General features: G+C 61.7%; 19 protein-coding genes and 1 pseudogene. 2 read left to right on the top strand and 18 right to left on the bottom strand.

Features of this window, described 5'->3' with window-relative positions; translation table 11 throughout:
- Positions 1-42: 42 nt before the first annotated feature.
- On the top strand, positions 43-3,168 hold the full coding sequence (locus tag ABIE49_RS35855) for a beta strand repeat-containing protein (protein ID WP_192734538.1): 3,126 nt from the start codon (positions 43-45) through the stop codon (positions 3,166-3,168).
- A 182-nt stretch (positions 3,169-3,350) separates the two neighbouring features.
- Here ABIE49_RS35855 and ABIE49_RS35850 read toward each other — a convergent pair whose 3' ends face one another.
- The 13 genes from ABIE49_RS35850 to ABIE49_RS35790 form a co-directional block, all read right to left on the bottom strand.
- On the bottom strand, positions 3,351-3,503 hold the full coding sequence (locus ABIE49_RS35850; protein ID WP_192734537.1) for a hypothetical protein: 153 nt from the start codon (positions 3,501-3,503) through the stop codon (positions 3,351-3,353).
- Positions 3,504-4,580: 1,077 nt separating this feature from the next.
- Positions 4,581-5,198 (bottom strand): hypothetical protein, encoded by a 618-nt coding sequence (locus tag ABIE49_RS35845; protein WP_192734536.1) that lies wholly within the window; start codon positions 5,196-5,198, stop codon positions 4,581-4,583.
- Between the two features lie 17 nt (positions 5,199-5,215).
- Positions 5,216-5,830 (bottom strand): hypothetical protein, encoded by a 615-nt coding sequence (locus tag ABIE49_RS35840; protein WP_192734535.1) that lies wholly within the window; start codon positions 5,828-5,830, stop codon positions 5,216-5,218.
- Between the two features lie 120 nt (positions 5,831-5,950).
- On the bottom strand, positions 5,951-6,628 hold the full coding sequence (locus tag ABIE49_RS35835; RefSeq protein ID WP_192734534.1) for a hypothetical protein: 678 nt from the start codon (positions 6,626-6,628) through the stop codon (positions 5,951-5,953).
- 114 nt (positions 6,629-6,742) lie between these two features.
- Positions 6,743-7,402: a hypothetical protein gene (locus tag ABIE49_RS35830; RefSeq protein ID WP_192734533.1), complete on the bottom strand. Its 660-nt coding sequence runs from the start codon at positions 7,400-7,402 to the stop codon at positions 6,743-6,745.
- A 75-nt stretch (positions 7,403-7,477) separates the two neighbouring features.
- Positions 7,478-7,828 carry a toxin-activating lysine-acyltransferase gene (locus ABIE49_RS35825; protein WP_354067143.1) on the bottom strand — a complete coding sequence of 117 codons (351 nt, stop codon included), beginning with the start codon at positions 7,826-7,828 and terminating at the stop codon, positions 7,478-7,480.
- A gap of 994 nt (positions 7,829-8,822) precedes the next feature.
- On the bottom strand, positions 8,823-9,776 hold the full coding sequence (locus ABIE49_RS35820; protein WP_210337138.1) for a sugar-binding transcriptional regulator: 954 nt from the start codon (positions 9,774-9,776) through the stop codon (positions 8,823-8,825).
- Positions 9,773-10,579 (bottom strand): inositol monophosphatase family protein, encoded by an 807-nt coding sequence (locus ABIE49_RS35815; RefSeq protein WP_192734532.1) that lies wholly within the window; start codon positions 10,577-10,579, stop codon positions 9,773-9,775. The genes ABIE49_RS35820 and ABIE49_RS35815 overlap by 4 nt, the downstream gene beginning before the upstream one ends.
- Entirely contained in the window at positions 10,579-12,120 is a 1,542-nt protein-coding gene (locus tag ABIE49_RS35810; RefSeq protein ID WP_210337137.1) for an alkaline phosphatase D family protein, read from the bottom strand. Before ABIE49_RS35810 ends, ABIE49_RS35815 begins: the two co-directional genes overlap by 1 nt.
- The gene (locus tag ABIE49_RS35805; protein WP_192734531.1) at positions 12,117-12,878 is read right to left on the bottom strand and encodes a glycerophosphodiester phosphodiesterase family protein; all 762 of its coding nucleotides are present in this window, start codon (positions 12,876-12,878) and stop codon (positions 12,117-12,119) included. The genes ABIE49_RS35810 and ABIE49_RS35805 overlap by 4 nt, the downstream gene beginning before the upstream one ends.
- Before the next feature lie 10 nt (positions 12,879-12,888).
- A complete protein-coding gene (locus ABIE49_RS35800; protein ID WP_192734530.1) occupies positions 12,889-13,809 on the bottom strand; it encodes an ABC transporter permease subunit in 921 nt (306 codons plus the stop codon).
- 4 nt (positions 13,810-13,813) lie between these two features.
- Entirely contained in the window at positions 13,814-14,887 is a 1,074-nt protein-coding gene (locus ABIE49_RS35795) for an ABC transporter permease subunit (RefSeq protein ID WP_192734529.1), read from the bottom strand.
- Positions 14,884-16,212: an extracellular solute-binding protein gene (locus tag ABIE49_RS35790; RefSeq protein WP_192734749.1), complete on the bottom strand. Its 1,329-nt coding sequence runs from the start codon at positions 16,210-16,212 to the stop codon at positions 14,884-14,886. Before ABIE49_RS35790 ends, ABIE49_RS35795 begins: the two co-directional genes overlap by 4 nt.
- Before the next feature lie 264 nt (positions 16,213-16,476).
- Between ABIE49_RS35790 and amaB the strand changes: the two are divergent.
- A pseudogene (gene amaB, locus ABIE49_RS35785) lies at positions 16,477-18,034 on the top strand (L-piperidine-6-carboxylate dehydrogenase).
- A 375-nt stretch (positions 18,035-18,409) separates the two neighbouring features.
- On the opposite strand, the gene ABIE49_RS35780 reads toward amaB, so the two are convergent.
- The 5 genes from ABIE49_RS35780 to ABIE49_RS35760 all read right to left on the bottom strand — a co-directional run bounded on the left by ABIE49_RS35780 (position 18,410) and on the right by ABIE49_RS35760 (position 24,383).
- The gene (locus ABIE49_RS35780; protein ID WP_354067142.1) at positions 18,410-19,714 is read right to left on the bottom strand and encodes an MFS transporter; all 1,305 of its coding nucleotides are present in this window, start codon (positions 19,712-19,714) and stop codon (positions 18,410-18,412) included.
- 92 nt (positions 19,715-19,806) lie between these two features.
- Positions 19,807-21,276, bottom strand: coding sequence for a WS/DGAT/MGAT family O-acyltransferase (locus tag ABIE49_RS35775; protein WP_192734526.1), 1,470 nt, complete (start codon positions 21,274-21,276; stop codon positions 19,807-19,809).
- Between the two features lie 55 nt (positions 21,277-21,331).
- Positions 21,332-23,053 (bottom strand): long-chain-fatty-acid--CoA ligase, encoded by a 1,722-nt coding sequence (locus ABIE49_RS35770; protein ID WP_192734525.1) that lies wholly within the window; start codon positions 23,051-23,053, stop codon positions 21,332-21,334.
- Positions 23,054-23,090: 37 nt separating this feature from the next.
- A complete protein-coding gene (gene phaP, locus ABIE49_RS35765) occupies positions 23,091-23,516 on the bottom strand; it encodes a TIGR01841 family phasin (RefSeq protein WP_192734524.1) in 426 nt (141 codons plus the stop codon).
- A gap of 54 nt (positions 23,517-23,570) precedes the next feature.
- The gene (locus ABIE49_RS35760; protein ID WP_192734523.1) at positions 23,571-24,383 is read right to left on the bottom strand and encodes an esterase/lipase family protein; all 813 of its coding nucleotides are present in this window, start codon (positions 24,381-24,383) and stop codon (positions 23,571-23,573) included.
- Positions 24,384-24,643 lie beyond the last annotated feature (260 nt).

Raw genomic sequence — 24,643 nt, 5'->3', positions numbered from 1 at the left:
GGCACGCCCCCGTGGCTCGTTCGATCAAAAGGGACAATCATCATGGGCACCAATACATTCTTCAAGGACGCATTGCCAATCTCGATCAGCGGCCCGGTGGGTACAGGAACGGTGAGCCTGCTCGATCTGCTGAAGCAGACCTATGGCGAGGATGCCAGCAGGATCCAAAACGTCAGCATCTTCACGTTAGATGCCGCTGCATTGGCTGCCAGCAATTTGAGCTATTGGGATCCGAACAACAAGGTCCTCACCCACGCCGTCGCGCCCGCCGGTGTGGACCTCGGCAACATCGGCGCAGCCCACTTCAAGGACGTGCAGATCGTGATCGGCAACAACATCGCGCCGAACCTGTTTCTGACGGTGCCGGAAAGCTTCACGCCCGCCAGTGGCGACTCTGTCGGGCATAATCTTGCCATCACCGCCCTTCCGCAGCAATTGGACGCACCGTTCGCCGCCGACCATATCCCGACCGCGGCCGACATCGTGTCGACCGCAAGAATGATCGCGACGGCCGAGAACGGCGTGGCCAATGCCAATGATTGCCACAACATCGCGAGCGCCATCGCGGCGTCCGCAGGCGCAACGCTCGACTCCCAGTCGGCGAACACCACTAACGTCAGCGCGAACGAGGAAAGCGGCTTTTGGCGCATCGCCTATCGCGGAAACGATGCCGCCATCGCCGTTGACGACTGGCAAAGCAAGGTGCAGGCCGGCGATATCGTCCGCATGCAGCGGACCGACGGCGGCGTTCACACCGTCACCGTCACCGCCGGCCTCAACGCCGACGGCAACCACCCCGGTCAGATCCAGGTCGTCGACAACTCGAACGGCATCATCAGCGAGCATTGGCAAGACTACGACAACAACACCGTGAGGAGCAGCGTCACGATCTACCGGCTCACGACGGACGGCGTGTATCTCAACGATCAACATACGGATGGACACAACAACACGATCCTCGGCAGCCAGTTCAACGACGCCATCACGGCCGGCGTCGGCAGCGACACGCTGTCTGGCGGCAACGGCGGCAACGACACCCTCGACGGCGGCAACGGCGACGATACGGCTGTCTTCCACGGCAAGCAGTCGGATTACAAGGTCACCCTCGTCAACGCAACGACCGCGATCCTGACCGATCAACGCGCCGGCTCGCCCGATGGCACAGACACCATCAAGAATATCGAGCACGTCCAGTTTTCTGACGGCCCCGTGGATTTTGCCGAACTCGAGACCACAGCAGAGCCGGCGCCTGTTGCCGGTTCAGTCTCGATCAGCGATGTCAACATCACCGAAGGCAATAACGGCTCTCAGATCGAGACCTTCACGGTGACCCGTACCGGCGGCAGCGCGGCATTCGACGTCGACTTCGCGACCGCCGACGGCTCCGCGACCGTGGCGGACGGCGACTATGTCGCGAAAACCGGCAGTGTGCATTTCGATGCCGGGGTCAACACCCAGACGATCTCGATCGTCGTCAATGGCGATACCAAGGTCGAGGCCAACGAGAGCTTCAACGTGAACCTGTCAGACGCGACCAACGGCGCCACGGTTGCCAAAGCCCAGGGCGTCAGCAGCATCGTCAATGACGATGCGGCACCGGTTGCCGGTTCGGTTGCCATCAGCGATGTCAACATCACTGAAGGTGACAACGGCTCCCAGATCGAAACCTTCACGGTGACCCGTACCGGCGGCAGCGCGGCATTCGATGTCGACTTCGCGACGGCCGACGGCTCCGCGACCACGGCGGACGGCGACTATGTTGCGAATACCGGGAAGGTGCATTTCGACGCCGGGGTCAACACCCAGACGGTTTCTATCGTCGTCAATGGTGACACCAAGGTCGAGGCCAACGAGAGCTTCAACGTCAATCTCTCGGGCGCGACCAACGGCGCCACGATTGCCAAAGCCCAGGGCGTCAGCACCATCGTCAATGACGATGCCACACCGGTTTCCGGTTCGGTTGCCATCAGCGATGTCAACATCACTGAAGGCGACAACGGCTCCCAGATCGAGACCTTCACGGTGACCCGTACCGGCGGCAGCGCGGCCTTCGACGTCGACTTCGCGACGGCCGACGGCTCCGCGACCGCGGCGGACGGCGACTATCTTGCGAATACCGGCAGTGTGCATTTCGACGCCGGGGTCAACACCCAGACGATCTCGATCGTCGTCAATGGCGATACCAAGGTCGAGGCCAACGAGACCTTCAGCGTCAATCTCTCCGCAGCCACCAACGGCGCCACCATCGCTGACGGCCAGGGCGTCGGCACCATCGTCAATGACGATGCTGCCGCGACCCATCACGTCCCTAACGATTTCAATGGCGACGGCATCAGCGATGTCCTGTTCCGCAACAGCAGCGGCAGTGTCGCGGTCTGGGAGCTCAACGGCAACCATATCGACCTGAACGCTACCGTCGGATCGGCAGGAAGCAACTGGCATGAGACCGGCATCGGCGACTTCAACGGTGACGGCAAGGCCGATCTGCTGTGGCGGAACGACCAGGGTGGTGTTGCGATGTGGCAGCTGGACGGCAACCACATTGCCTCCAACACCACGGTCGGATCTGCCAGCTCCGATTGGAAGATCGTCGACGTCGCCGACTTCTCAGGTGACGGCAAGGTCGACATCCTGTGGGAGAACAGCCAGGGCAAGGTCGCGATGTGGCAGATGGACGGCGATCACATCGCCTCCAACACCACGGTCGGATCGGTCGGAACCGATTGGAAGGTGATCGGCACCGACGACTTCAACGGTGACGGCAAGGCTGACATCCTGTGGGAGAACAGCCAGGGCAAAGTCGCGATGTGGCAGATGGATGGCGACCATATCGCCTCCAACACCACGGTCGGATCGGTCGGAAGCAATTGGCACGCCGCCGGCACCGGCGACTTCAACGGCGACGGCAAGGCTGACGTGCTGTGGCAGAACGACCAGGGTGGTGTCGCCATGTGGCAGATGGACGGCGACCACATCGCCTCCAACACCACGGTCGGATCGGCCGCCGGCTGGAGCGTGATCAGCACCGGCGACTACAACGATGACGGCAAGGCCGACGTGCTGTGGCAGAACGCCAGCGGCAATGTCGCCCAGTGGCAGATGGACGGCGATGATATCGCCGCGAACCTGACCGTCGGGTCGCACTCCATCGACTGGCACGCGGTCTAGTCGACCCGGGCGATGGGCTGGATTCGGCAAGTGGCGGGAGGAACAAAACCCTCCCCTCACCCATTGCGTGGTCCCAGTTCGCAAGCACCTTTGGACCATGGTGGACACACGCTTTCCTTGTCACGGCGTCCTCGATCGCGCCGCAAAGCGAAGCACCCCAGGTTGAGCTTTCAGCCGGGCCATCAGCTTCTCTGACGCGCCTCAATCCCGTTACCGTCGATATCGAACATCGCCGAGGACTGGGCGGCGCGCTGTGTCTCGACACCCCTGCCATCCAGATCGAGGATGATCGGCGCAGCTTGCAGCCGGGTCTCGCGCAGGTCAAAGCCCGCCATCGACCAGACCGCAGATTGGCCGGCATTTTTAGCCGGCGGCACCTTCCGTTAGCATGGCGGCAAGTGGACGCCCGACCGGTTCGGCCGTCTGGCCGAAACCGTCGATGCGCGCGCGTCGTCCTGCCGCCTATGATCGGAAGTGGCCCCACCACCCCTGTTCCTGTCCGTTCATAGAACCTTAATACTTTTACAACCTCAAGACGAAAACGCGACTGCCACCAAAAACATTTCGCGATTTGTCGGCCGGTTACATTTTGTGTCTCTTTTGTCCCGGTCCGTCGCGGAACTTCGGGTTAGACAAGGTTAAAGCGGCCCGCTGTCCGGTGTGCGATGAGGTTGTTGGCGATGGCGTGATGATCGATCGCGCTGCGATATACGGCTGGATATAGCGCTGCGCCGATTGGAATTTGCCAACGCGTGGGGCGTTGTTGGTATAATATCCTCTCCAGGCATCCAGCTGCGTAGGGCGGGTTCTCTTAACCCGCCACTTGGATCGCGACATGGCGGGTTAAAGAGAACCCGCCCTACGCGAGCTGATTAAAGACTTCTTCTGGAATAAGGTGATGAATCTGAAAGTTGAAGTAACGGAACGGAATAGACGTTGCTTCGGAGCCCATGACCGCGCCCTCAACCTTCATTCACTATCGTGCATCTGGCTCGCCGCACATTGCGGGTCAGTTTGGCGGCTTTCAGCGCCGCTTCGAGCCGACCGCTCAAGAACAACGCACTCACGAGGTTCGGGTCGGTCCAAAGATCGCAGCCCTGAAGCGCTGACGCACACCACCTGCTTGAAGTTCGCGAGCACGGCGGTGGCGACCTTTTGCGAGGGGGCGATGACGTCGAGCAGCCAGGTGGTCTCGCCGCTGTTCCAGCGCGCCGCGCTGTTGGCATAATATTCTCTTCAGGCATTCAGCCTCGTAGGGCGGGTTCTCTTTAACCCGCCGCTTGGACCGCGAGATGGCGGGTTAAAGCGAACCCGCCCTACGCTCCCTACCCTTGCCTGCCAGGTGCCCGCCAAGCCTTGCTTCTCTTCAAACCTTTGCGTCGCGGTCGACGCGGACGGACGGCTGCCGAAAATCAAAATGGCCACGGACGCGGTGGCGACCTCTTTAAAAAATACGATAACAAGACCCGTTCACCTTCTTTAAAGGCACATACATACGCGACGGGAGTCTCTGGCTGATGCCCACTCGGAAGCAGCCTAAGAACAAGATTTGCGTCGTTGCGATCCTGAAACCAAAAGTCACCAGGGCCCAGTTTCCGGTCTATTTCTGATCGGCCAAAATGAACGTCGTTGTATTGAACGTAAAAGGACGATTTTATGATTTTGCCGTTGCCATATTGCTGATCGCCAAAATTGTCTTCGACAAGGAAGCTCGCTTCAAATGGATAACCGGGACCGACGCGCGCAGCCACCCAGATAATTTTCTCAACGAACCGCACTTTAAGCCGCGCGCAGGTCTTTATGCCCGAAGGCAATTCAAACTCTTGGCCGTCCGGGGCGGTCGGCGACCACCAGTGGGCGACAGCATCTTGCACGAACTTTGGTTGAGATGAACCCGGAAGATCGTTCATCGCATAAGCCCTTTCACACGGCGCGGTGACGCAAAAAAGAACAATCAAGGCTACCCAGCGCGCAGGAAGGGTTGAGCCCTGCGCGAAACCCACCTCCTTCGCTGCTGCGCTAAAAATCACCGATCACCCCCGTCGTCTCAGCCTTCGCATCGCACGATCTTTCGTGACGACAGGATCACCCAGCCGGGTTCGGGAGAGGTGAATTCGGTCAGCGGCAGGTTGAAGAAGTCAACGAGCGCCTCGCTGCGTATCCAGACTTCAACAGATTTGACCTCGGCGTATCCAGGAGAACTGAAATCGGCTCCTTTCACCTCTGTAAGGCGGGACGCCGAACTGATCGCATACAGAAGCGTATCGCGCATATTGTTGGATATTGCCGGAAAATGGCGAAGCTCCATCACCTTTGCCGTTAACCCGAGCGAGTATGTATCGTCTTGAAACTTGTATCGGACGCGATCCCCCTCGATGCTCCAAAAGAAGAAGCCGTAAACGAAGTCGTAGCGTCGCGACTGGAAGATCATGGGGACGTCGACAAGGTGAGCCGTCAGCGGCGACATCAGCCAGATTCTACGATCCTCCTCGGACGGGGGTACAAGCAGCTGACCCGGATCGATTTCAGGATCGTATCCGATGCACAGGCCCGCCGGGTCATCCAAGCCGTCGCCTTGCCCACCGATATGGACACGAAGCTTCAACGACGGATCAATGAGGAAACCCGGTTGAACCTCGATAAAGTCGTCGCGGAAGACCATGAAGTATCTCTCTCGATGGCGGGTTAAAGAGAACCCGCCTACGCGAGCTCACCATAGCCATCCCTTATCCCTTATCCCTTATCCCTTATCCCTTATCCCTTATCCCTTATCCCTTATCCCTTATCCCTTACGAGGCAGGTCGTCGTCGCGGAGCAAAAGGCGTTCACCTGGCGATTCAAGCATGCGCTCGACCGTCGCTGGCGATAGATCTGGCACCGCATCGAACCAAAGGCGATTCAAGAAGCTGGTGACGATGCCCTGAACCCGTGACCACCCTCGACCTCCCAGGCCGTAGATCCATAGTTGGTCGCTTACGAACGCGCTGATATTTTCATACGGATCGATATCTGTCTTGATCACTTCCGCTTTCCGCCGCCGATACTCTTCGAACTTCTGGAAGAACGGCGAATCCAGCAAATTTCTCATGATGTCCTTGATCTCGGATTCCAGAAGCCGGCTGCTCGCACTCTCTGCTCGGACGTGCCGAATGCGATCAGCCAGAAAGGCCAACGCGTCCGCGTCTGACGATATCAAGCCACCATGGCGACGCCTCGCCAGGGCTTCGGCAAGGAAATGGTTGTCGGCAGAACAAAGCCGGTTATGCAGTTGGGGCGCGAATGCTTCGCGGCTGGCAATGATCCGGTGGTATTCGTCAGGTGTTCGATCGAACGGCTTGTGCAGCCCAACGCGCCGGAAGATCGCATCCAGTTTCGGGTCGGCGGCAAGGTGCTTCGCCAATGCGAGGAGTTCCTCGGGCGTCGTCGGGTCGTATCGGTCACTGTCGGCTTGGTCGGACATCACGAAAGTTCCTTGCAGCTTCGTAGAGCGGGTTCCTCTTTAACCCGCCGCTTGGATCGCGAGATGGCGGGTTAAAGAGAACCCGCCCTACGCGAGCTGATTCCTCAAAGGGAGTCATGGGTTCAACTCCTGCGACGCAAGACAATACCAATCGGGCTCGACTTGCTCATAATCGCTCGGATTGAGTTTGAGGATTTCCGTCATGACAGTCTGCGACACGCACATCTCAATGCGCCGGAGGTTCGGGTGAGATGCGAGCGGAACATCTGCGTCGTCCGGCAAGCCCGGAAGATGGATGTAGTTCTTCAATAGATAGATCAACAATTCCCGCGGAAACGCCGATACTATTGGAACATTCGATTTTTTTATCCCATCCAGGTATGCCTTAGCCCAGTACAACTCATCTCCGCGGGCTTCATCCGCAGACTGAAGCTGCTTCAGGAATTTTACCCGGAGCGTGTTACCTGAAATTTCAGCTTGGGCACGAAACGACCGAGGAGGACCTTCAAAAATGTTTCGTGTTGATAGCGATTGTACCGCAATTGGGTCGTCGGCAAATCTGGCCGAACTTTCATAACGCAAATCCAGCTCGCGTTCTTCGGCAGTCTTGGGTCTGGAATAGTATCCAGGTATCATTTCCGGATCATAATATGCCGCGAACGAAACATCGTTCGGCTCCGGCTCGCGCCCATGACTTGGCCGAAGTATGATCTTCAGCACCGGGTCATACATGCTAGTCGGCCACGGATAGGCCCAGTTGTCTTCGAAAACCATGATGCTGTTTTCCTGAATCAGTGTGGAGCGGCATTTTCACGGGCTGGCATCATACTGCGCTTGCCCCCGGAATCATCACGCACTCCCGGTCGTCTCAGCGGTTCCCGCCTCCCCCACCGGCTTGACCTTCATCTTCTCCAGCACAGCCGGATCGACCAGCTGGCTCACGATCGGATGAATCCGCACCGGCTTGTCCTTCACCACCTGCTTGAAGTTCGCGAGCACGGCGGTGGCGACCTTCTGCGAGGGCGCGATGACGTCGAGGAGCCAGGTGGTCTCGCCGCTGTTCCAATCTTCGGCTTTGAGGCGGACCGGAAACACGGGGGCCTGGATCTGCTCGCGTATCTTGGCGTCGACCTCCCGATCACTGTCGGCGTCAAGGAAGGCATGCTTCACCTGCCCCCATGACGCCGTCGCATCAGTCATGAAATAAACCACTGCCTGACCTCCCGAGCACTAATGCCGGTGCGCGACGGCGACGAGAAAGCGTCGATTCGTTGCCCGAGGACAAATTAGGCATCACATCCTCGGGTTGTAAACGGGAACGCGGAGCGAGCCCTAACTTTCCGTGAATGGAGAAGAACAATCTGCAGTGGGCAGAGGCAAAAGCCCGTTACCCATCTACGAGCTTCGCCCGGCGCCTCCCAGCCGATCACGAAACGCCAGCTGCTTCGCCTCGCACGCAAGCACAATCTTGCGGCCCGCCTGCGACAAATCAACCCGACGGGCAAATCACTTCGTGTTTTCGGAAATCATGTCAAGCCCGAATCAAGAAATATTTCTGTTTACCGGAAGCGAAATCAGGTGCATATATTGCCCATCCCGTCCTGGTCAGAAGGGCGTCGGCCGTCGTCACGGACGTTGGGCGGGTTGCGGTGGACGCTGGGCTCACGTCAGACGACGGCGTGGATCGAGCGTACGGCAAAACCGTGTGGTCCTGGCACCCGTTGCTGGTGTCAAGCTGTCGGAGAAGCGTGAGCGGAAATGGCAGTGACGGAGTCAACCAAGAACTCGTCTCCGGGGAGATCACGGCATAAGCCGTAAAGCCATTGCGCAGGGAATGTCGGATGTTCTCCGCTGCCCTGTATGCTCGTGTGCAGCCTACTTAGCACTAACCGCACACGAGACCGCGGGTGCAGCGCGCATCCGGCATTCCCTGCGCCCTCTGTTTTGAGAGGGCGGGAGTTTCTGGCAAAGCTCGGGCGCAATGCGCCGCGAGATCGCGGCCACATATTCAGTTGTCATCACCCGCGCATTCGGGTGATCGTATTCAGAGGCGCCGATGATAGAACCGAGAAGCCGCGGCTGGATTCCCCTCATTGCACCGTTCCGGCGACGGCGCGCGCAGCTGCAGAAACTCGCCGCGCCGCGTGGTCTTGCGCGGCCGAATCCAAATTCGCGGCTTGTCGAACCAGATCGCTCAGCCCATCCGCCGCTTGCCGATCAGCTTGAGCGCGCCGGCGGCGGCCTTCTCGTCCGTCACCAGCACCTTGCCGATCCGACCCTGCAGCGCCGCCGCGATGACCGGCACCTTGTTGGTGCCGCCCGCAATCAGCATCACGGTCGGCGCCCGTGCCAGCTTCTCGATCGGCAAGGCGATGGCGCGCGAATTGATGCCGTGGTTGATCTGCCGGCCAGACTGCTCGAGATACTGGCCGAGCACGTCACCGACGGCGCCGGCAGCGCGCAGATCCTCGATGCCGACATCGGGCGGCAGCCCGTGCCGCACCAGGAGCGAACGCGGCGAGAGGTCGCCCATGCTGAGCAGCGCAAGATCGATCCGCTCGACGCGGTCCAACACCTCCGCATAGACCTCCTGTGCCATGAAGGTGTCGCGCGAGCGCCGGCTGCTGGCATAGATCGGGGCCGCCAGATAGCTGCATTTGGCGTGCAGCCGGCGCGCCAACTCGCCTGCGATCTCGAAAGTATTGAGTTCGAGCCCGCGCGAGAGCCCGCCCATCATCGAGACGATCCAGAGATCCGGATACTCCGCTGGTGTCACGTGGCGGATGGTTTCGCGCAACGTCGCACCCCAGCCGATGCCGATCGTGCGCGGCTTCTTCTCTTCCAGGAATTTCGACAAATAGGCTCCCGCGGCCATTCCGATCAGGCTTGCCACCAGTTCGGGATTTTCCGGACTCGGGATCACCACCGCGTCGTCGAGCCCGCATTGTTGCCGCAACTGATGTTCGAGCTCGGTACAGCTTGCGAACGCCGAGTTCAGCCTGATACTCACGATGCCGCTGTGCCGCGCCTCCGAGAGCATGCGGTTGACGCGCGCCCGCGTCAGTCCGAGCCGCTCGCCGATCTCGGCCTGGGTCAGGTTCTCCATATAGTAGAGCCAGGCGACCCGCAGGATGGTCTGGTCACTCAAAGCGCAATCTCCTCGAGCAACCGCAAAAGCTCGTCATGGATGTGCCCATTTGAGGCGATCTTTTGCAGATCGTCAAACTGCGAAGCCTCGCCCGCAATCGTGGTCACGCGTCCGCCTGCGGCGCGCACCAGCGGCATCGCCGCAGCGTGCGATACGAGATCGGCCTTGATCGACACGAAGGCGTCGAGCCGGCCGGCCGCGATCCATGTCATCTCGAGCGCGCCCGAGACCACGATGCGGACGCCGCGAACCGCCGAGCCGAGCCGCTCGATGATGGCAGCGGCCGTCCGCACCTCGTCGGGTTGATAATGCGAGGTCAGGATCACCGATACCACCGCATCGGAAAGCGACCGCGTGCTCGACACCCGCACGGGCTCACCATTCACGGTGGCAAGCGCGCCCTGCACGTAGCGGGCGCTGACATCGGCCAGCGGCGATTGAACCAGGCCGACCAGCGCCTCACCGCCATCATGGTAGGCCGCACTGACCGAATACCACGGCAGCCCGGAGGCGTAATTCACCGTGCCGTCGAGCGGATCGATGATCCAGCGCGATCCGCTTGTGTTGCCGCTAAAACCCCGCTCCTCCGACAGGATCGCCGCCCCTGGGGTCAGCGACCTCAGTCCATCGATCACGATCCTTTCCGCGGCAAGGTCGGCGTCGGTGACGATGTCACGTAGTTCCTTGCGTGCGGTCGCAAGCGGCGCGCGCTGCATCGCGACCAGCGTCGCAGCCGCCTCCGCCACCACCGGCTCGGCGCCGCGCATCAGCGCCATCAGATCTGTCCTGGTGGCTATCGGCATCAGGCCGCCTTCACGCCGGGCGCACCATCCTCGACCACGAAGGTCGCGAGCCGGCGCACACCGCTCTTCACATCCTTGACGTCGTCGAGCGCCTCGAAACCGACCGTGCAGGATCGCGCATCGAGTTCGACGGTCGCATAGCCACGCTTGTCGCCCCGCGCATAGGTCAGGCCCGGATTGTCGGCGAGCGCCTTGGCCACGCTGCTCTCGCTCGGCCCCTCGGAAGAGATCGAGGTGCCGACGAATTCGGTCGCCACGGTCGCTTCATGTGGCTGCGAATAATCGCGCTTGAGGTCGGCGGCAAAGTAAGCGTGGCGATCGCCGCCGATGACGACCGGGTTGCGCAATTTGTGCAACACGATCGAATCGAGCAGCCGGCGGCGGGCATTGGGGTAGCCGTCCCAGCCATCCATCCAGAAGCGGCTGCCCTCGTCCGCCTTGCGCTTGCTCTCGGCCATCAGAGTCTGCTGCGCCACAACGGTCCAGCGCCCGCGGCTGTCGCGCAATCGTGCGTCGAGCCACTGCTCCTGCGGCCGGCCGAGCATGGAGCGTTCCTCCTCGGTTCGCTCCGGACAGTCCGGCACCGTGGTCGGGCGCCCTCCCTTCACACAGGCGGGCGCGGAGCGGTACTGCCGGTCGTCGAGCAGCATGATGTCCAGCATGTCGCCGAAGCGATAATGCTCGTAGATGGTCGCATTCGGTCCAATCGGACGGGCAGATGGCGGCAGCGGCATATGCTCGTAATAGGCCTGATAGGCAGCGGCGCGCATCTTCAGGAACTGCTCCGGATCGCGCGTCGTGTAGGAGCGGTCATTGGCGTAATCATCCGCCACCTCATGGTCGTCCCAGATCGAAAGCCACGGTAAGGCGGCGTGGGCGGCCTGCAGGTCGGCGTCGGATTTGTACAACGCGTAGCGATTGCGAAACTCGGCAAGCGTGGTTGGAATCCCGACCCCGTGCTGGCGGACGTGACGCGAGCCCCAGGACTTTTCGTAGATGTAATCGCCGAGATGCACGATCAGATCGAGATCGCGCGCCGCCATGTCGCGATACGCGGCGAAATAGCCCTGCTCGTACTGCTGGCAGGAGGCAAAAGCGAAGCGGAAGCCGCTATTGCCCGCGGCCGGCGCGGTGCGGGTACGCCCGACCGGGCTCACCGCCGCACCGGCGCGAAACCGGTACCAGTAGACGCGGCCCGGCCGCAGGCCCGTTGCCTCGGCACGCACCGAATGCGCGAGCTCCGCCGTCGCCTGCACGACGCCCTTCGTGGCGATGCGCGCAAATCCTTCATCTTCCGCGACCTGCCACTCGACCTCGACCGGCGCAGGCGGCATGCCGCCCTCTTCGAGCGGTCGGGGCGCGAGCCGTGTCCACAGAATGACGCGGTCCTCGCGGGGGCAGCCGGAGGCTACGCCGAGCGTGTAAGGGTCCGCGTTGAATGCCACCGGCGCACCGCGCACGATCCCGAATGGCGCGGCCATCGCGGCACTGGCCAATGAGCCTGCGAGGAATCGCCGGCGCGGGATCGTGATGCCGCTCATGACGGCACAGACGCGGACGTCAGTTCGCGCCTGATTTTCACGGCGAGATCGGGCCGGTCGGTGGTGATCTGCCGCACCGGCTGGGCGAGCCAGTGGGCGATATCGTGCGGCTCGTTCGTCACCCAGGCACCGAGCCGGTCGCGACCGAAGACCTTCAGCGCCAGCGGCAGTGTCAGCGTCAGCAGCGACTTCTCGACCGCCACGATGCAATCGGGTATCGCGGCGAGACGGTCGAACGCCGGCGAGATGCCGCCCATCATTTCCGCCGACCTGCGGTCCAGCGAAGCCAGCACACGCGCCTGCGGCGACAGCCTCCGCAACGTCGCGATCACGTCAGGGACGAAGCAGGTGAGCACCGCGCGCCGCTCCAGCCCGCGCCGCTTGACCGCCTCGATGAGCCGCCCTTCGATTCCCGGATAGGGATTGCCGAAGGCGTCGGTCTTGATCTCGATGTGAAGCTCGAGCGGTGACTCGCTGTACACATCGAGCACGGCATCGAGCGTTGGAATGCATTCTTCGCCGGCTTCGCGCAGACGGATGGCGGTCAATTGTTTCAGCGTCCGAACGCCGACCGGCCCGGCGTCATGCGCGGTCCGATCGAGCAGCGGATCGTGAATGACGGCCAGGCCACCATCGACGCTCTGATGAATATCGAACTCGACCGCGTCAACGCCAAGTCCGCGCAGATTGCGAAAGCCGAGCAGGCTGTTCTCCGGCCAAAGGTCGCGGGCGCCGCGGTGTCCGGCGATAAAAACCATGATGGGTCCCCTATTTACTGCTGTCAACGAGCCCTTTGAGGAACCAGCGCTGCAACAGCAGAATCACGAGCGTCGGCGGCAGCATCGCGAGCAGTGCGCCGCTCATGGCGATGTTCCAGGCGGGCTCGCTGTCGGCGCGCGGGATCAAATTCTTCAGCGCGATCACGGCGGTCGCCATGTCCTTGTCGGTGGTGAACAGCAGCGGCCACAGATACTGGTTCCAGCCGAACAGGAACAGGATGATCGAGAGTGCGACGATGTTCGAGACCGACAGCGGCAGCAGGATGCTCCAGAAGAACCGCAGCGGTGACGCGCCGTCGAGCCTTGCCGCCTCACATAACTCATCCGGCACGGTGAGGAAGAACTGTCGGAACAGGAAGGTCGCAGTGGCGGACGCGATCAGCGGCAGGATCAGCCCCGGATAGGTGTTGACCATGTTCCATTCCAGCGCGATCGCCACGTCGTGGCCGCTGATCCATTTCCAGAGTTCGGCAACATGCAGCAGGTCGGCCAGCCATTGCAGCGGCAGCGCGGCGTTCGCCACCGCCTCGAACGTCGGCACGATCCGCACCTCAATCGGCAGCATCAGCGACATGAAGATCAACCAGAACGCCAGCATCCGGTAACGGAAGCGGAAATAGGTGATGGCGAAGGCGGAGAGCAAGGACACCACGATCTTTCCCGCAGTGATGCCGAGCGCCACCACAATGGAATTGAGAAAGCTGCGGCTGAAGTCGGCCTTGACCCAGGCCGTCTGCAGATTGGCAAGAAATTGGTCGCCCGGTAGCCACGGCAGCGGCACCTTCTGCACCTCGGCGATCGTCAGCGAGCCCGCGACGAACGCGAAGTAGAGCGGCACGCACACCAGCATCGCGCCGGCGATCAGGATCGCGTGGCAGATCATATCGAGGATGGGTGCGCGTTCCACCATGCGGTCAGACCCCGTAATTGACCTTGTGGTCGAAATAGCGGAACTGCAGCAGCGTGCAAATCAGCGCGAAGGTCATCAACAGAACCGATTGCGCCGCCGAGGAGCCGAGGTCGAGGTTGATGAAACCATCGACGAAGACCTTGTAGACCAGGATGTTGGTCGCGCCGGCCGGCCCGCCATGGGTGACGGCATCGATGATCGCGAATGTTTCGAAGAAGCCGTAGATAAAATTCATCACGGCGAGAAAGAAGATGGTCGGTCCGAGCATCGGCAGTGCGATGAGAAAGAACCGCCGGATCGGCCCGGCACCGTCGACGGCGGCGGCTTCCATCAGCGAGACCGGCACCGCCAGCAGGCCGACCACCAGGAAGATGTAGTCGTAGCAGATGTGTTTCCATGACGCCGCCATGATCACGAGCCACAGCGCGTCGTTCGGATTGCGATTGGGATCCCAGGAAATCCCGAGCGCGTGCAACATGTGTGCGAGCGGGCCAACGACCGGATTGAACAGGAACGCCCACAGGATGCCGGCAATCGCGGGCGCGATCGCATAGGGCAGCAGGATGAGAGTCCGGTAGACCGATCGCGCGCGCACCACCCGGTCGGTGGCGAATGCAAGAACGACGGCAATCGCCAGCGTAATCACGTTCTGCGCCACCGTGAACCAGGCCGTCGTCACGAGCGACTGGCGATACTCGCCGCTCGCAAACAGCGCCTTGAAGTTGTCGAACCACACGAAATGGACGGTGGTGCCGAACGGATCGCTCAACAGGACGGATTGCGTCAGCGCCCGCAGCGACGGGATGAAGAAGAAGAACACCAGGATCAACACCTGCGGCAGCAGCAACAGCGTCGGCAGGCCGGCGCCGCGGCCGAAATTCGCCCGCTTCAGTCCGGGTTCCCGATCAGGCCGGCCACGCTTGGGCGTCCGCGCCTGACTGGCCCGTTCCCTCACCACACTACGCCCGGCGGCAGTTTCGCCGGGCACCTTGTGCTGCGATCTGGCCAAGCCGGAAGGAGGATCTGCCGGCGCTTCCGGCCAGATCGACGAAGTTGCGATCGGGCTGCCTGCCTTCATTTCGCCTCGGGGGCCCACTCGGTGCCTTTTCCGGCGTTGAGCTTCTCGAACTGGCGCAGGATCTCATTGCCGCGCTTGACGGCGTCATCCATCGCCTGCTGCGGCTGCTTCTGGCCGGTGAACACCGCTTCCACCTCGCTGCGCTGCGCCAGCATCGTCTGCACGAAACTGCCAAAGCGGAAGCCGCGCGAGTTGTCATTGGGCGTGCCGCGCGAGAGTTGCAGCACCGCGATCTCGCGGGTCGGATGCTCCTTGTAATAGCCGCGCTCGCGCGCCAGCGCATAGGCCTTGTTGGTCGCCGGGACGTATCCGGTCACGCCATGCCACCACACCTGCGTCTCCGCCTGGGCAACGAAATCGAGGAAGGCAGCGACCGCGTCGTAGCGTTCCGGCGTATGGCCCTTCATCACCCAGATGGCGCCACCACCAATGGTGCTGTTGAGCGGAGGATTGATATCGCTCTCGTGCGGCAGGAAGGTGGCGCTCCAGTTGATCTTGGCGTTGCGCTCGATATTGCCGTGCGATGCGGTCGAATTGACGAAGGTCGAGCAGCGTCCGGAGGTGAACAATTGTTCCGGGCTAAAGCCCTGACCGGCGATCTGCATGACGCCATCATCGAGCCATTTTTTCAGACGCGTTACTTGCGAGACTACCTTGGTCTTGTTGTAGACGAATTCGGTGCCGAGTCCGTCGAAACCGTTGGCAAGCGTTCCGTAGGGCTGGTTGTTGATGGCGCTGTAGTTTTCCAGCAGGCTCCAGAAGAAGTCGCCCGGCAGCACCGTGCCACACTCACTGACGCCCTTGGCCTTGATGGCGTAGAGTTGTGTCTCCAGTTCCTGCCAGGTTGCAGCCGGCTTGTCGAAGCCGGCTTTCTGGAAGTGGTCCTTGTTGTACCAGAAGATCGGCGTCGAGGAGTTGAACGGCATCGCGGACATGCGGCCCTTGTAGCTCCAGAAACTCGCCACCGGCTTGATGAAATCGGAGAAGTCGACCTTGTAGCCCTTCTGGTCCAGAAGGTCCTGCACTGGCACCACGGCGCCCGACAGCAGCATGGTCATGTAGCCGCGCTCGGCGATCTGCACCATTTCCGGCGGCCGCTTGGCACGATAGGCCGCGATCACGCCATTGGTTACCTCGTCGTAATTGCCTTTGGCGACCGCCACGACGGTATATTTATCCTGGGATGCGTTGAACTTCTCGACCAGCTCGTTGAGCCGCTCGCCCAATACGCCGCTCATGGCGTGCCACCATTGTACCTCGACACGCGCCGCCTGAGCGGGCGCGGCCAACGCCCAAACCCCGAACAAAGCCGCAATGAATGCCATCTTCTTCACGGGTGATCCTCCCTCAGCGGTCCAGCGAGCCGGCGGTTCAAAACCCGGCTTCGATCATTTGTATTTCTATAATGACATATGTGTCGCTTTGATGAAAGGGGGCCAGTTACACGGATTTTGTTGCGGGGAGCACGCGTGCTCAGGCCCGGCTGGTCAGTGTATGGTGGTGTATGGCGCAATCGACCGGGAGCGCGGCGCCAATCGCTGACAGCCGCCTTCTCTGAAATCAACGCGAGCCCTCGGAAAGAGCCCCTCATGTCAGACAAACAATCCGCCAAAACCAAAGACCTCTCGCTCAAGGCCGACGTCGACGCGCTTCTGGTTGAGCTCGGTGTCGAACCTGTCAGCTATACCGGTGGCACGCTGGTCGCGAGAACCCCGATCACCGGTGAAACCGTGGCGCATGTCAGGGAGATCGACGCCGCCGGCGCGGCCTCGGCGATCGAAAAAGCCCATGCGGCTTTCCTGCAATGGCGCCTGATCCCTGCTCCCAAGCGCGGTGAACTGGTGCGGCTGCTCGGCGAAGAGCTGCGCGCCAGCAAGCGCGCGCTCGGCCGGCTGGTTTCCATCGAGGCCGGCAAGATCGAGTCCGAAGGTCTCGGCGAAGTGCAGGAGATGATTGACATTTGCGACTATGCCGTGGGGCTTTCCCGGCAGCTCTACGGCTTGACGATCGCAACCGAGCGCCAAGAGCACCGGATGGCGGAGACCTGGCATCCGCTCGGTGTCACCGGCATCATCTCGGCGTTCAATTTCCCGGGTCGCGGTCTGGTCATGGAATGCCGCGCTGGCGCTGGTCTGCGGCAATAGCATCGTCTGGAAGCCGTCGGAGAAAACGCCCCTCACCGCCTTGGCGACGGACGCGCTGTTCGCCCGCGCCCTGAAGCGTTTCAAGGCCGATGGCGGTGCAGCGCCCGACGGGTTGTCTGCCGTGCTGGTCGGAGGGCGCGAGATCGGTGATACCCTCGTGAACAACACCAGGGTTCCCCTGGTCTCGGCGACCGGTTCGACCGCGATGGGACGCGCCGTCGCGCCGAAGCTGGCGCAGCGTTTCGCCCGCGCCATTCTGGAGCTCGGCGGCAACAATGCGGCGGTGGTCACGCCGACGGCGGATCTCGACCTGACGCTGCGCGGTGTCGCCTTCGCGGCCATGGGCACGGCCGGCCAGCGCTGCACTACACTTCGCCGCCTCTTCGTTCACGAGAGCATCTATGACAGCTTCGTGCCGCGCCTGAGGAAGGTCTATCAGTCCGTTTCCGTCGGCAATCCCCTCACCGGCAATCTGGTCGGCCCTCTGATCGACGGCCACGCTTATGAATCGATGCAGCGCGCCCTCGGCGAAGCCAGGGCCGCCGGTGCGGCGATTGTCGGCGGCGACCGCGTCGCCGTGGCAGGCGCCGACGCGGCCTTCTATGTCCGCCCGGCGCTGGTCGAGATCGGTGGACAGACCGGAACGGCCGAGCGCGAGACTTTTGCGCCGATCCTTTATGTCATCAAATACAACGACTTCGATGCGGTGATCGAATTGCACAATGCCGTTCCGCAAGGGTTATCGTCTTCGATCTTCACCAACGATCTGCGCGAGGCTGAAGCCTTTCTGTCGGCGCGCGGCTCCGATTGCGGAATCGCCAACGTGAACATCGGCCCCTCAGGTGCCGAGATCGGCGGCGCATTCGGCGGCGAGAAGGAAACCGGCGGCGGACGTGAGTCCGGGTCGGATGCCTGGAAGGCCTACATGCGCCGCGCCACCAACACGATCAACTATGGCCGCACACTGCCGCTCGCCCAGGGCGTCAAGTTCGACGTGGATTGAATGGAAATTGCCGTGAACGTGCCGCTTCCGACATCATCGCATTTCCGGCCGGCCTCCCGGCTTTCGTCGATCGGGGTGTCGGAGATCCCTGGAGAAATCGACCTCGCCGCCGAACTCATGGAGGCCTGCCAGCGCATCGCGACAGCATCGCGCAACTGTCCTAGGACAGCGAACCGGTCGCCGAATTAGCTCATCCGTTGTGAGCAGAGGCACAAACCTTCGCGTGAACTCCTTTTGACCCCTTCGCTGCGCAGGCCTGCAAATGAGCATAGATCAGAGGGCTCGGGCTAAGCCGCTCACGTGCTCATCTCCCTCGCTTTTACCGGCGCGACGCGTCGCAGTCGCCCAACTCAACAGGCATCGTGTCAGGTTCCGTCAGTGCGCAGCCGCCGGCACAGCCGCGATTGAAGTTGGCCGGATCGTCAGGAGCAGGAGCAGCCCGGACAGAAGGTAGAGCGCTATCACGAAATACATGCTGTAAGTATTGTCACCTGTGCTCCTGACAATGAGCCCGTTGATCGTCGGACTTATCGCCGGACCGAGGTTGCCGAGGCTGCTGATGAGCGCGAGGCCGCCAGCGGCAGCTCCGACCGAGAGGTATTCGCTGATCAACGCAAAGAACAGAGGCGTGGCAGACGCGATCCCGATCACGGCGAACGACAGCGCCAGGAGCGATCCGACCAGGTTGCCCTGCAGCAGCGTCGTCACGAAGAGGCCGATCGCAGCAATCACCACACATGCTGCAAAATGCCAGCGCCGCTCGCGCCACTTGTCGGAATGCCGGCCGATCAGGATCATGCCGATGACACCGACTGCGTTAGGGATGGCCGCGTAGATCCCGACGAGCAACAGATCCTTGACCCCCCAACTCTGAATCAAGGTCGGCAGCCAGAACACCATCGTATAGGTAGCACCCAGCAGGAGCAGATAAACGAGCGAAAGGGCATACACTTTCGGATCCCGCAGCAAGCCGCCGAACGTGCCGGCAGGCTCCCTTCCGACACCCTTCACGTTATGCGCAAGGCTGTCTTCAAGCAGCTTCTTCTCGTCCTTCGAGAGCCAGCTGGCATTCGCGGGTTTGTCCTCCAGAAGGAAATACACCAGGAACCCAAGAAAAACCGCCGGCAATCCCTGCACCAGGAACAGCCATTGCCAACCGTAAAGCCCGCCGACCCCGTCGAAATATTTCAAGGTAGCGCCGCAAAGCGGTCCGGCAAGTACGGAAATGATCGTGGTAGCGGACATAAAGATCGCGATGACCTGGCCGCGCCGCACCGATGGATACCAGTAGGTGAAATACAGAATGACACCTGGGAAAAAACCTGCCTCGAAGACACCGAGCAGGAATCGCAACACGTAGAACTGCAGTGGCGTGGACACGAACATCATCGCCGATGCGGTCAGACCCCAGAGCACCATGATACGCAACAGCGTCTTGCGCGCACCGATTCTCTCCAGGAGAAGGTTGCTCGGCACTTCAAACAGAAAGTATCCGATAAAAAATATCCCCGCGCCCAGGCCGTAGACGGCATCGTCGAACGGCAGAGTTTGCTTCATTTGCAGCTGCGCATAGCCGATGTTGATGCGATCGAGATAGGCGATCATGTAGGCGATCAGCAGCAGCGGGATGAGGCGCCAGCTAACCTTCGAGAATACCGCCTTGAGCTCACCGCTCTCCAACGCCAGCGATTGCGGCGAGGACGTCTGCGCGCCAGTCGGATGCATGATGGTTCCCCTCCCAAGGATTGCTTATCTTTATGTCAGTCAGCCTATCATGCGGATCGCCGGGATGCATCGGCACCTGATGCACCTCCAGGCGCCAGCTCGACCGGAGGCAGCGCCTCGATTTCGCGCAGCGCGGCCCGCAGGTGCTCTACGAGTTCGTAGGATTCGTCCTGCGACAGCACGCGGCGACAGGCGGTGAGGCCGAACTCCAGCAGGCCGGCGTAGCTTTGCACCGTGATGTTCAGCGCGCTGCCATGAAACGGGATCGACACCGGGTGGTAGTGCACCATCCGCGCCCCGGCCATGTAGAGCGGCATCGACGGGCCCGGGACATTGGAGATCATGACATTGCCGGCCGCGGGCGCGCGGCCCGCGAAGTTGGAGCGGCCGAGCAGCGAGGCGAGCCCGGTCATGAGCCATGGCGAGCCCGTGATCGGCACGTTGACCCCGAGCACCGGCTTGAGCTCCCGCACCACCGCCTTGGCGGCCTCGGACGAGGCATGGATCGCCTTAAATCGCGTAGGCAGGTCCTTGATGTCGGTCGCCAGGTCGACGCGGACCATGGACACCTGGTTGTTCATGGCGCTGTCGCCTTCCGTGCGAAGACTCACCGGAACCATCGCGATGAGCGGTTCCTTCGGAAGCAGATCCCGCTCCCTGAGGAAGCGATCCAGCGCGACGCTGCACACGGCCATGACGATGGTGTTGACGGTGCCGCCAACCCGCTTGCCGAGTTCCTTGATGTCCGCCAGCGGCAGCGACAGCGTCGTGTAGGAGCGCTGGTTGGTGATTGATTCGTTGAAGATCGTCCTTGGGGCGAGGCCGAGATTCAGGGAGCGTTCGCCGCCGGTCGTGCGCTGGCTTGCGAGGACGGTTGCCGCCGCGGTGAGCGCCTTGGCTGCGGTGGGCAACAGATCCGCCAGCTTACGATATTGTTGGGCCGAATTGGCGACCGCCGCCTGCAACAGTTCGGTGACGCCAAGCTGGTAGGAGACGCCGCTGCTGCGCTTGCGGCGGGGCGGCGGCACCTCGCGCATTTGCGGCGAGACATCATAGAGCACCTTGGCAAGCTCGACCCCGGCCTTGCCGTCGACGCCGCTGTGGTGCGCCTTGGAATAGAACGCGACCTGTCCGTTCTCGAGGCCCTCGATAATGTACATTTCCCACAATGGCCGGCTGCGGTCGAGCAGCGTCGAATGCAGCCGCGCGATCAACTGCTCAAGCTGCGCCATCGTGCCGGGGCGACGCAGCGTAACGCTGCGCACGTGATAGTCGAGATCGATGTCATCGTCCTCGATCCATACCGGTTCGGCGAGCTCGAAGGGCATCTGCGCCAGTTTGCGGCACAGTACCGAAGCCAGATGCAGGCGCTTGCCAAGCATGGTCTTCATTTCTTCGTAGTAGTCGCCCTGATATCCCTCGGGGAGCTCGAACACCATCAGGCTACCGACATGCATCGGCGTCTCCGGCGTTTCGAGATGCAGGAAGGAGGCATCCATGCCACTGAGTTGATCCATCCTCATCGCTCCTTCTTGGTGTCGAGGAAATGCGCGCATCCGGTGCTGAAGTCGTTCATCCTGCCGCTCCCGCGCGCCTCACTTGCTGGCGCTCCTCTTCGTCGTACAAATCCTTCTTCGAAATCTTTCCCACGGCGGTCTTCGGCAGTTCGGGGCGGATGTCGAGCGCCTGCACCATTTCGTGCTTGCCGAGCTTGTCCTTCAGGAATGCCTGGAGCTCGCCGAGCGAAGGCGTCGCCGCACCGGCTTTCAGCTTGATGAAGGCCTTGGGCGACTGGCCGCGGTAGTCATCATGGATGCCGATTACCGCGACTTCCTCGACGGAGGGATGCATGTAGATCGCTTCTTCGAGCACGCGCGGATAGACGTTGAAGCCGCTGCACAGCAGCATGTCCTTGGTGCGATCGACGATGAATATGAACCCGTCCTGGTCCATGTAACCGACGTCGCCGGTGCGCAGGAAACCGTCGGACGTGGTGACATCGGCGGTCGCCTGCGGATTGTTCCAATAGCCCTTCATGACGTTGGCGCCGTTGATGCAGATTTCCCCGCGCTCGCCGAGCGGGACGTACTGCTCCCCACCGTCGAGACCGAGGAACTTGATCACGATGCCGGGCGCCGGCATCCCGCACGACCCGGCCTTCCGCATGCCGCCGGGCTGCGCCGGCGTAAAGGTACCACTCGGCGAGGTTTCGGTCATGCCCCAACCTTCGGTCAGATGGCAGCCGGTGATATCCGCGAACCGTTGCGCCACTTCAAGCGGCAGTGGCGCCCCGCCCGAGCCGCAATATTTGAGCGAGCGAAGGCTGTGGTTTGGCGTCTCCGGATGGTTGATCAGCGCCGTGAACATCGTCGGCACGCCGCAGAACACGCTGACCTGCTTCTTCGAAATTTCCGCCAGCGCCGCCTCGGGGTCGAAGCGCACATGCTGGATGATTTCGGCTCCGGCGAGGATGCCGAACAGCACGTTCACGGTCAGCGCATAGATGTGAAAGGGCGGCAGCACGGCGAGCATTCGCTCCTGTCCCTCGACGAGCACCGGCGGATTGCCGCGCGTCGTCTCCCAGAACTGCTGGCAGGCCGCCGACAGATTGCCATGGGTCAGCATGGCGCCCTTGGGCAGACCGGTCGTCCCCCCGGTATATTGCAGCACGGCAATCACTTCGCGCGGATCTGACATCGGGTGGTGTTCCGGCGCGCCGTCATTGTCGAGCAGCTCGGCAAAGCGAATGCGGCTGTCGTCCCACGCCACCTCGCTCACCTGCCCGGCAGCCCTCATCTGGCCTGCGAGCACGTCCGGCGACGCCGTCATCTCGGCCAGACTGCCGACGATCAGCTTCTGCAGCCTTGTCTTGCCGAGCATTCCCGCCATCTGCGGATACAGTGTGACGTGGTCGAGCGTGATCAGGAAATCCGTCCGGCTATCCTCGATCTTGTGCTCGAGAACCCTGGCGGCATCGAGCGGCGAATAGTTCACCACCGTCCCGCCGGCCTTCAGCACGCCAAAGAAGGCGATGACGTAATGCGGTGTGTTGTGCAGGAACAGGCCCACATGCACGCCCGGCCGGACGCCGAGTTGCTGGAGCCCTCGCGCCGCGCGATCCACCTGGTCGCCGAGTTCGCGATAGCTCAGACGCTTGCCCATGAACTCGATCGCGGGCCGATCCGGCCATTTCGCGATCGTGTCATCGAGAATCTTCTGCACCGGCATCGGAACGATCTCGGCATCCCATCGCACACCCGCGGGGTAGGATTTGATCCAGGGCATGTCGTTCATGTTGCGGTTCTCCCAGAAACGGCACACCGGTGCCGGATTACTTCGGCTGCAATAGTTTCTGCAGGTTGCCGAGATTTTCCAGCAGGCGATCCTGAACGACCTTCCAGGTGTTGTTGCGGGCCTGCGCTTCCAGCTCGGATAATTCGCTGAAATTCGCCAGGGCCTTTTCAACGCCAGCCTTGGCCGCTTCGGCCTGCCTGGCGAGACCGTCGGCGCCGGTCGCATCCTTGATCGCAGCCTGCCATTGCGCGAGCGTCTCTTGCAGGATCTCGTTGCGCCGCTCGACAAGCGCGGTAACTCCCGCATGAGCCAGCCGATTGGCTTCGGTCAGTGCCTCCATGTCCTTGCGCTGCCACTCGATCAGCCCCGCGATATCGAGGCCGGGCAGCTGAAACTTTTCGAGCAGCGCCTTGAGATCGACGGACGGCGTCGTGCCGTCAGCCGGTTGGTTGTTTGACTCCATGGAACTTCTCCTCTGTTGAAGCTGTGCTTGAAACGCGACGCGGGGCACGATGCGCTATGCGGCGAACGGCGCGCCATCGACGCTCACGCCAGCGGGACGCCGCGGATCCGGATAGAGCAGGCGTCTGAGGCCGCTCCAGCCACTTCGATCGAACGGTTGCCACGCGTCTTCCGGCATCGCGAGACGATCCGCTACGGCATAGAGCGCGACCGGATTGTGCCCGAGCCCACTATGACTGCTCTCCACCTCGATATTCTCGGTTGTCGCGCTCTCTTGTTCGCGACAACCCTGCCACGCGACGATGCCGTCGCTACGGCTATAGATCGCGGTGCTCGGCACCGGCGGCGGCAGCTTCATGGCCTCGCGCCCGGGCCAGTCTTCCGCCCGCTGCCCGCTGAGGGTTTCATAGAGCTGCCAGGCGTTGCTTGCTTTCGGTTCGTTGGCGAAGGGGCTGCCGAGCGTGATCACCTGGCGTACCAGCGATGGCGCCCGTCGCGACGCCTCGCGTGCAAAGACGCCGCCGAGGCTCCAACCAATCAGGCTGACCTTGCGCTGATAGCGCGCGAACAGTTCCGCGAGCCGCTCGTCGATGCCGGGTTCTACGCCGGGATGTGGACCATGGTTCGAGCCCTGCTTCCAGCCATGAGCTGCGTAGCCCAGGTCTTTCAGAAGTGTTCGCAGCGGTCGGGTCGAGACATCACTTGCCGCCAGGCCGGGCAACACAAGCACCGGATGGCCATCGCCACGCGGCGCCTGCCGCAGCAACGGATATGTCGCGAAGAACGCCTGCAACTCCCAAATGCCGCGCATCTCAAGCGCCAGCAGCAGCCGCGACGGCGGCTCGACGGGTTCGGTTTCCCGATCCATCACAATTCCTCCCCTTAGAATGCAGCGCTCATGGCGCGCTCACATCAAGTCTTTGGCTTGATCGGGATCGGAACGCTCAGGTTCGGATCAGACCTCTCGTGCAGCTTGATTTGAGGTCACGGTAACGAGCGCCTCCGACCCTCGAAAGGTGCAAATGACCCGCTTGCCCGGTGAGTTTGGGACACAGTCCGCGATGCTAAGCTCTGCCGGATACGCGCTGCACTGCAATCATTTTACGCGCGGCGCTGCTGCATGCATGA

Source organism: Bradyrhizobium sp. OAE829, from assembly GCF_040546575.1.
GTDB lineage: Bacteria > Pseudomonadota > Alphaproteobacteria > Rhizobiales > Xanthobacteraceae > Bradyrhizobium.
Note: the sequence above shows the minus strand (reverse complement) of the source record. Positions and strands in the feature narration are given on the sequence as shown.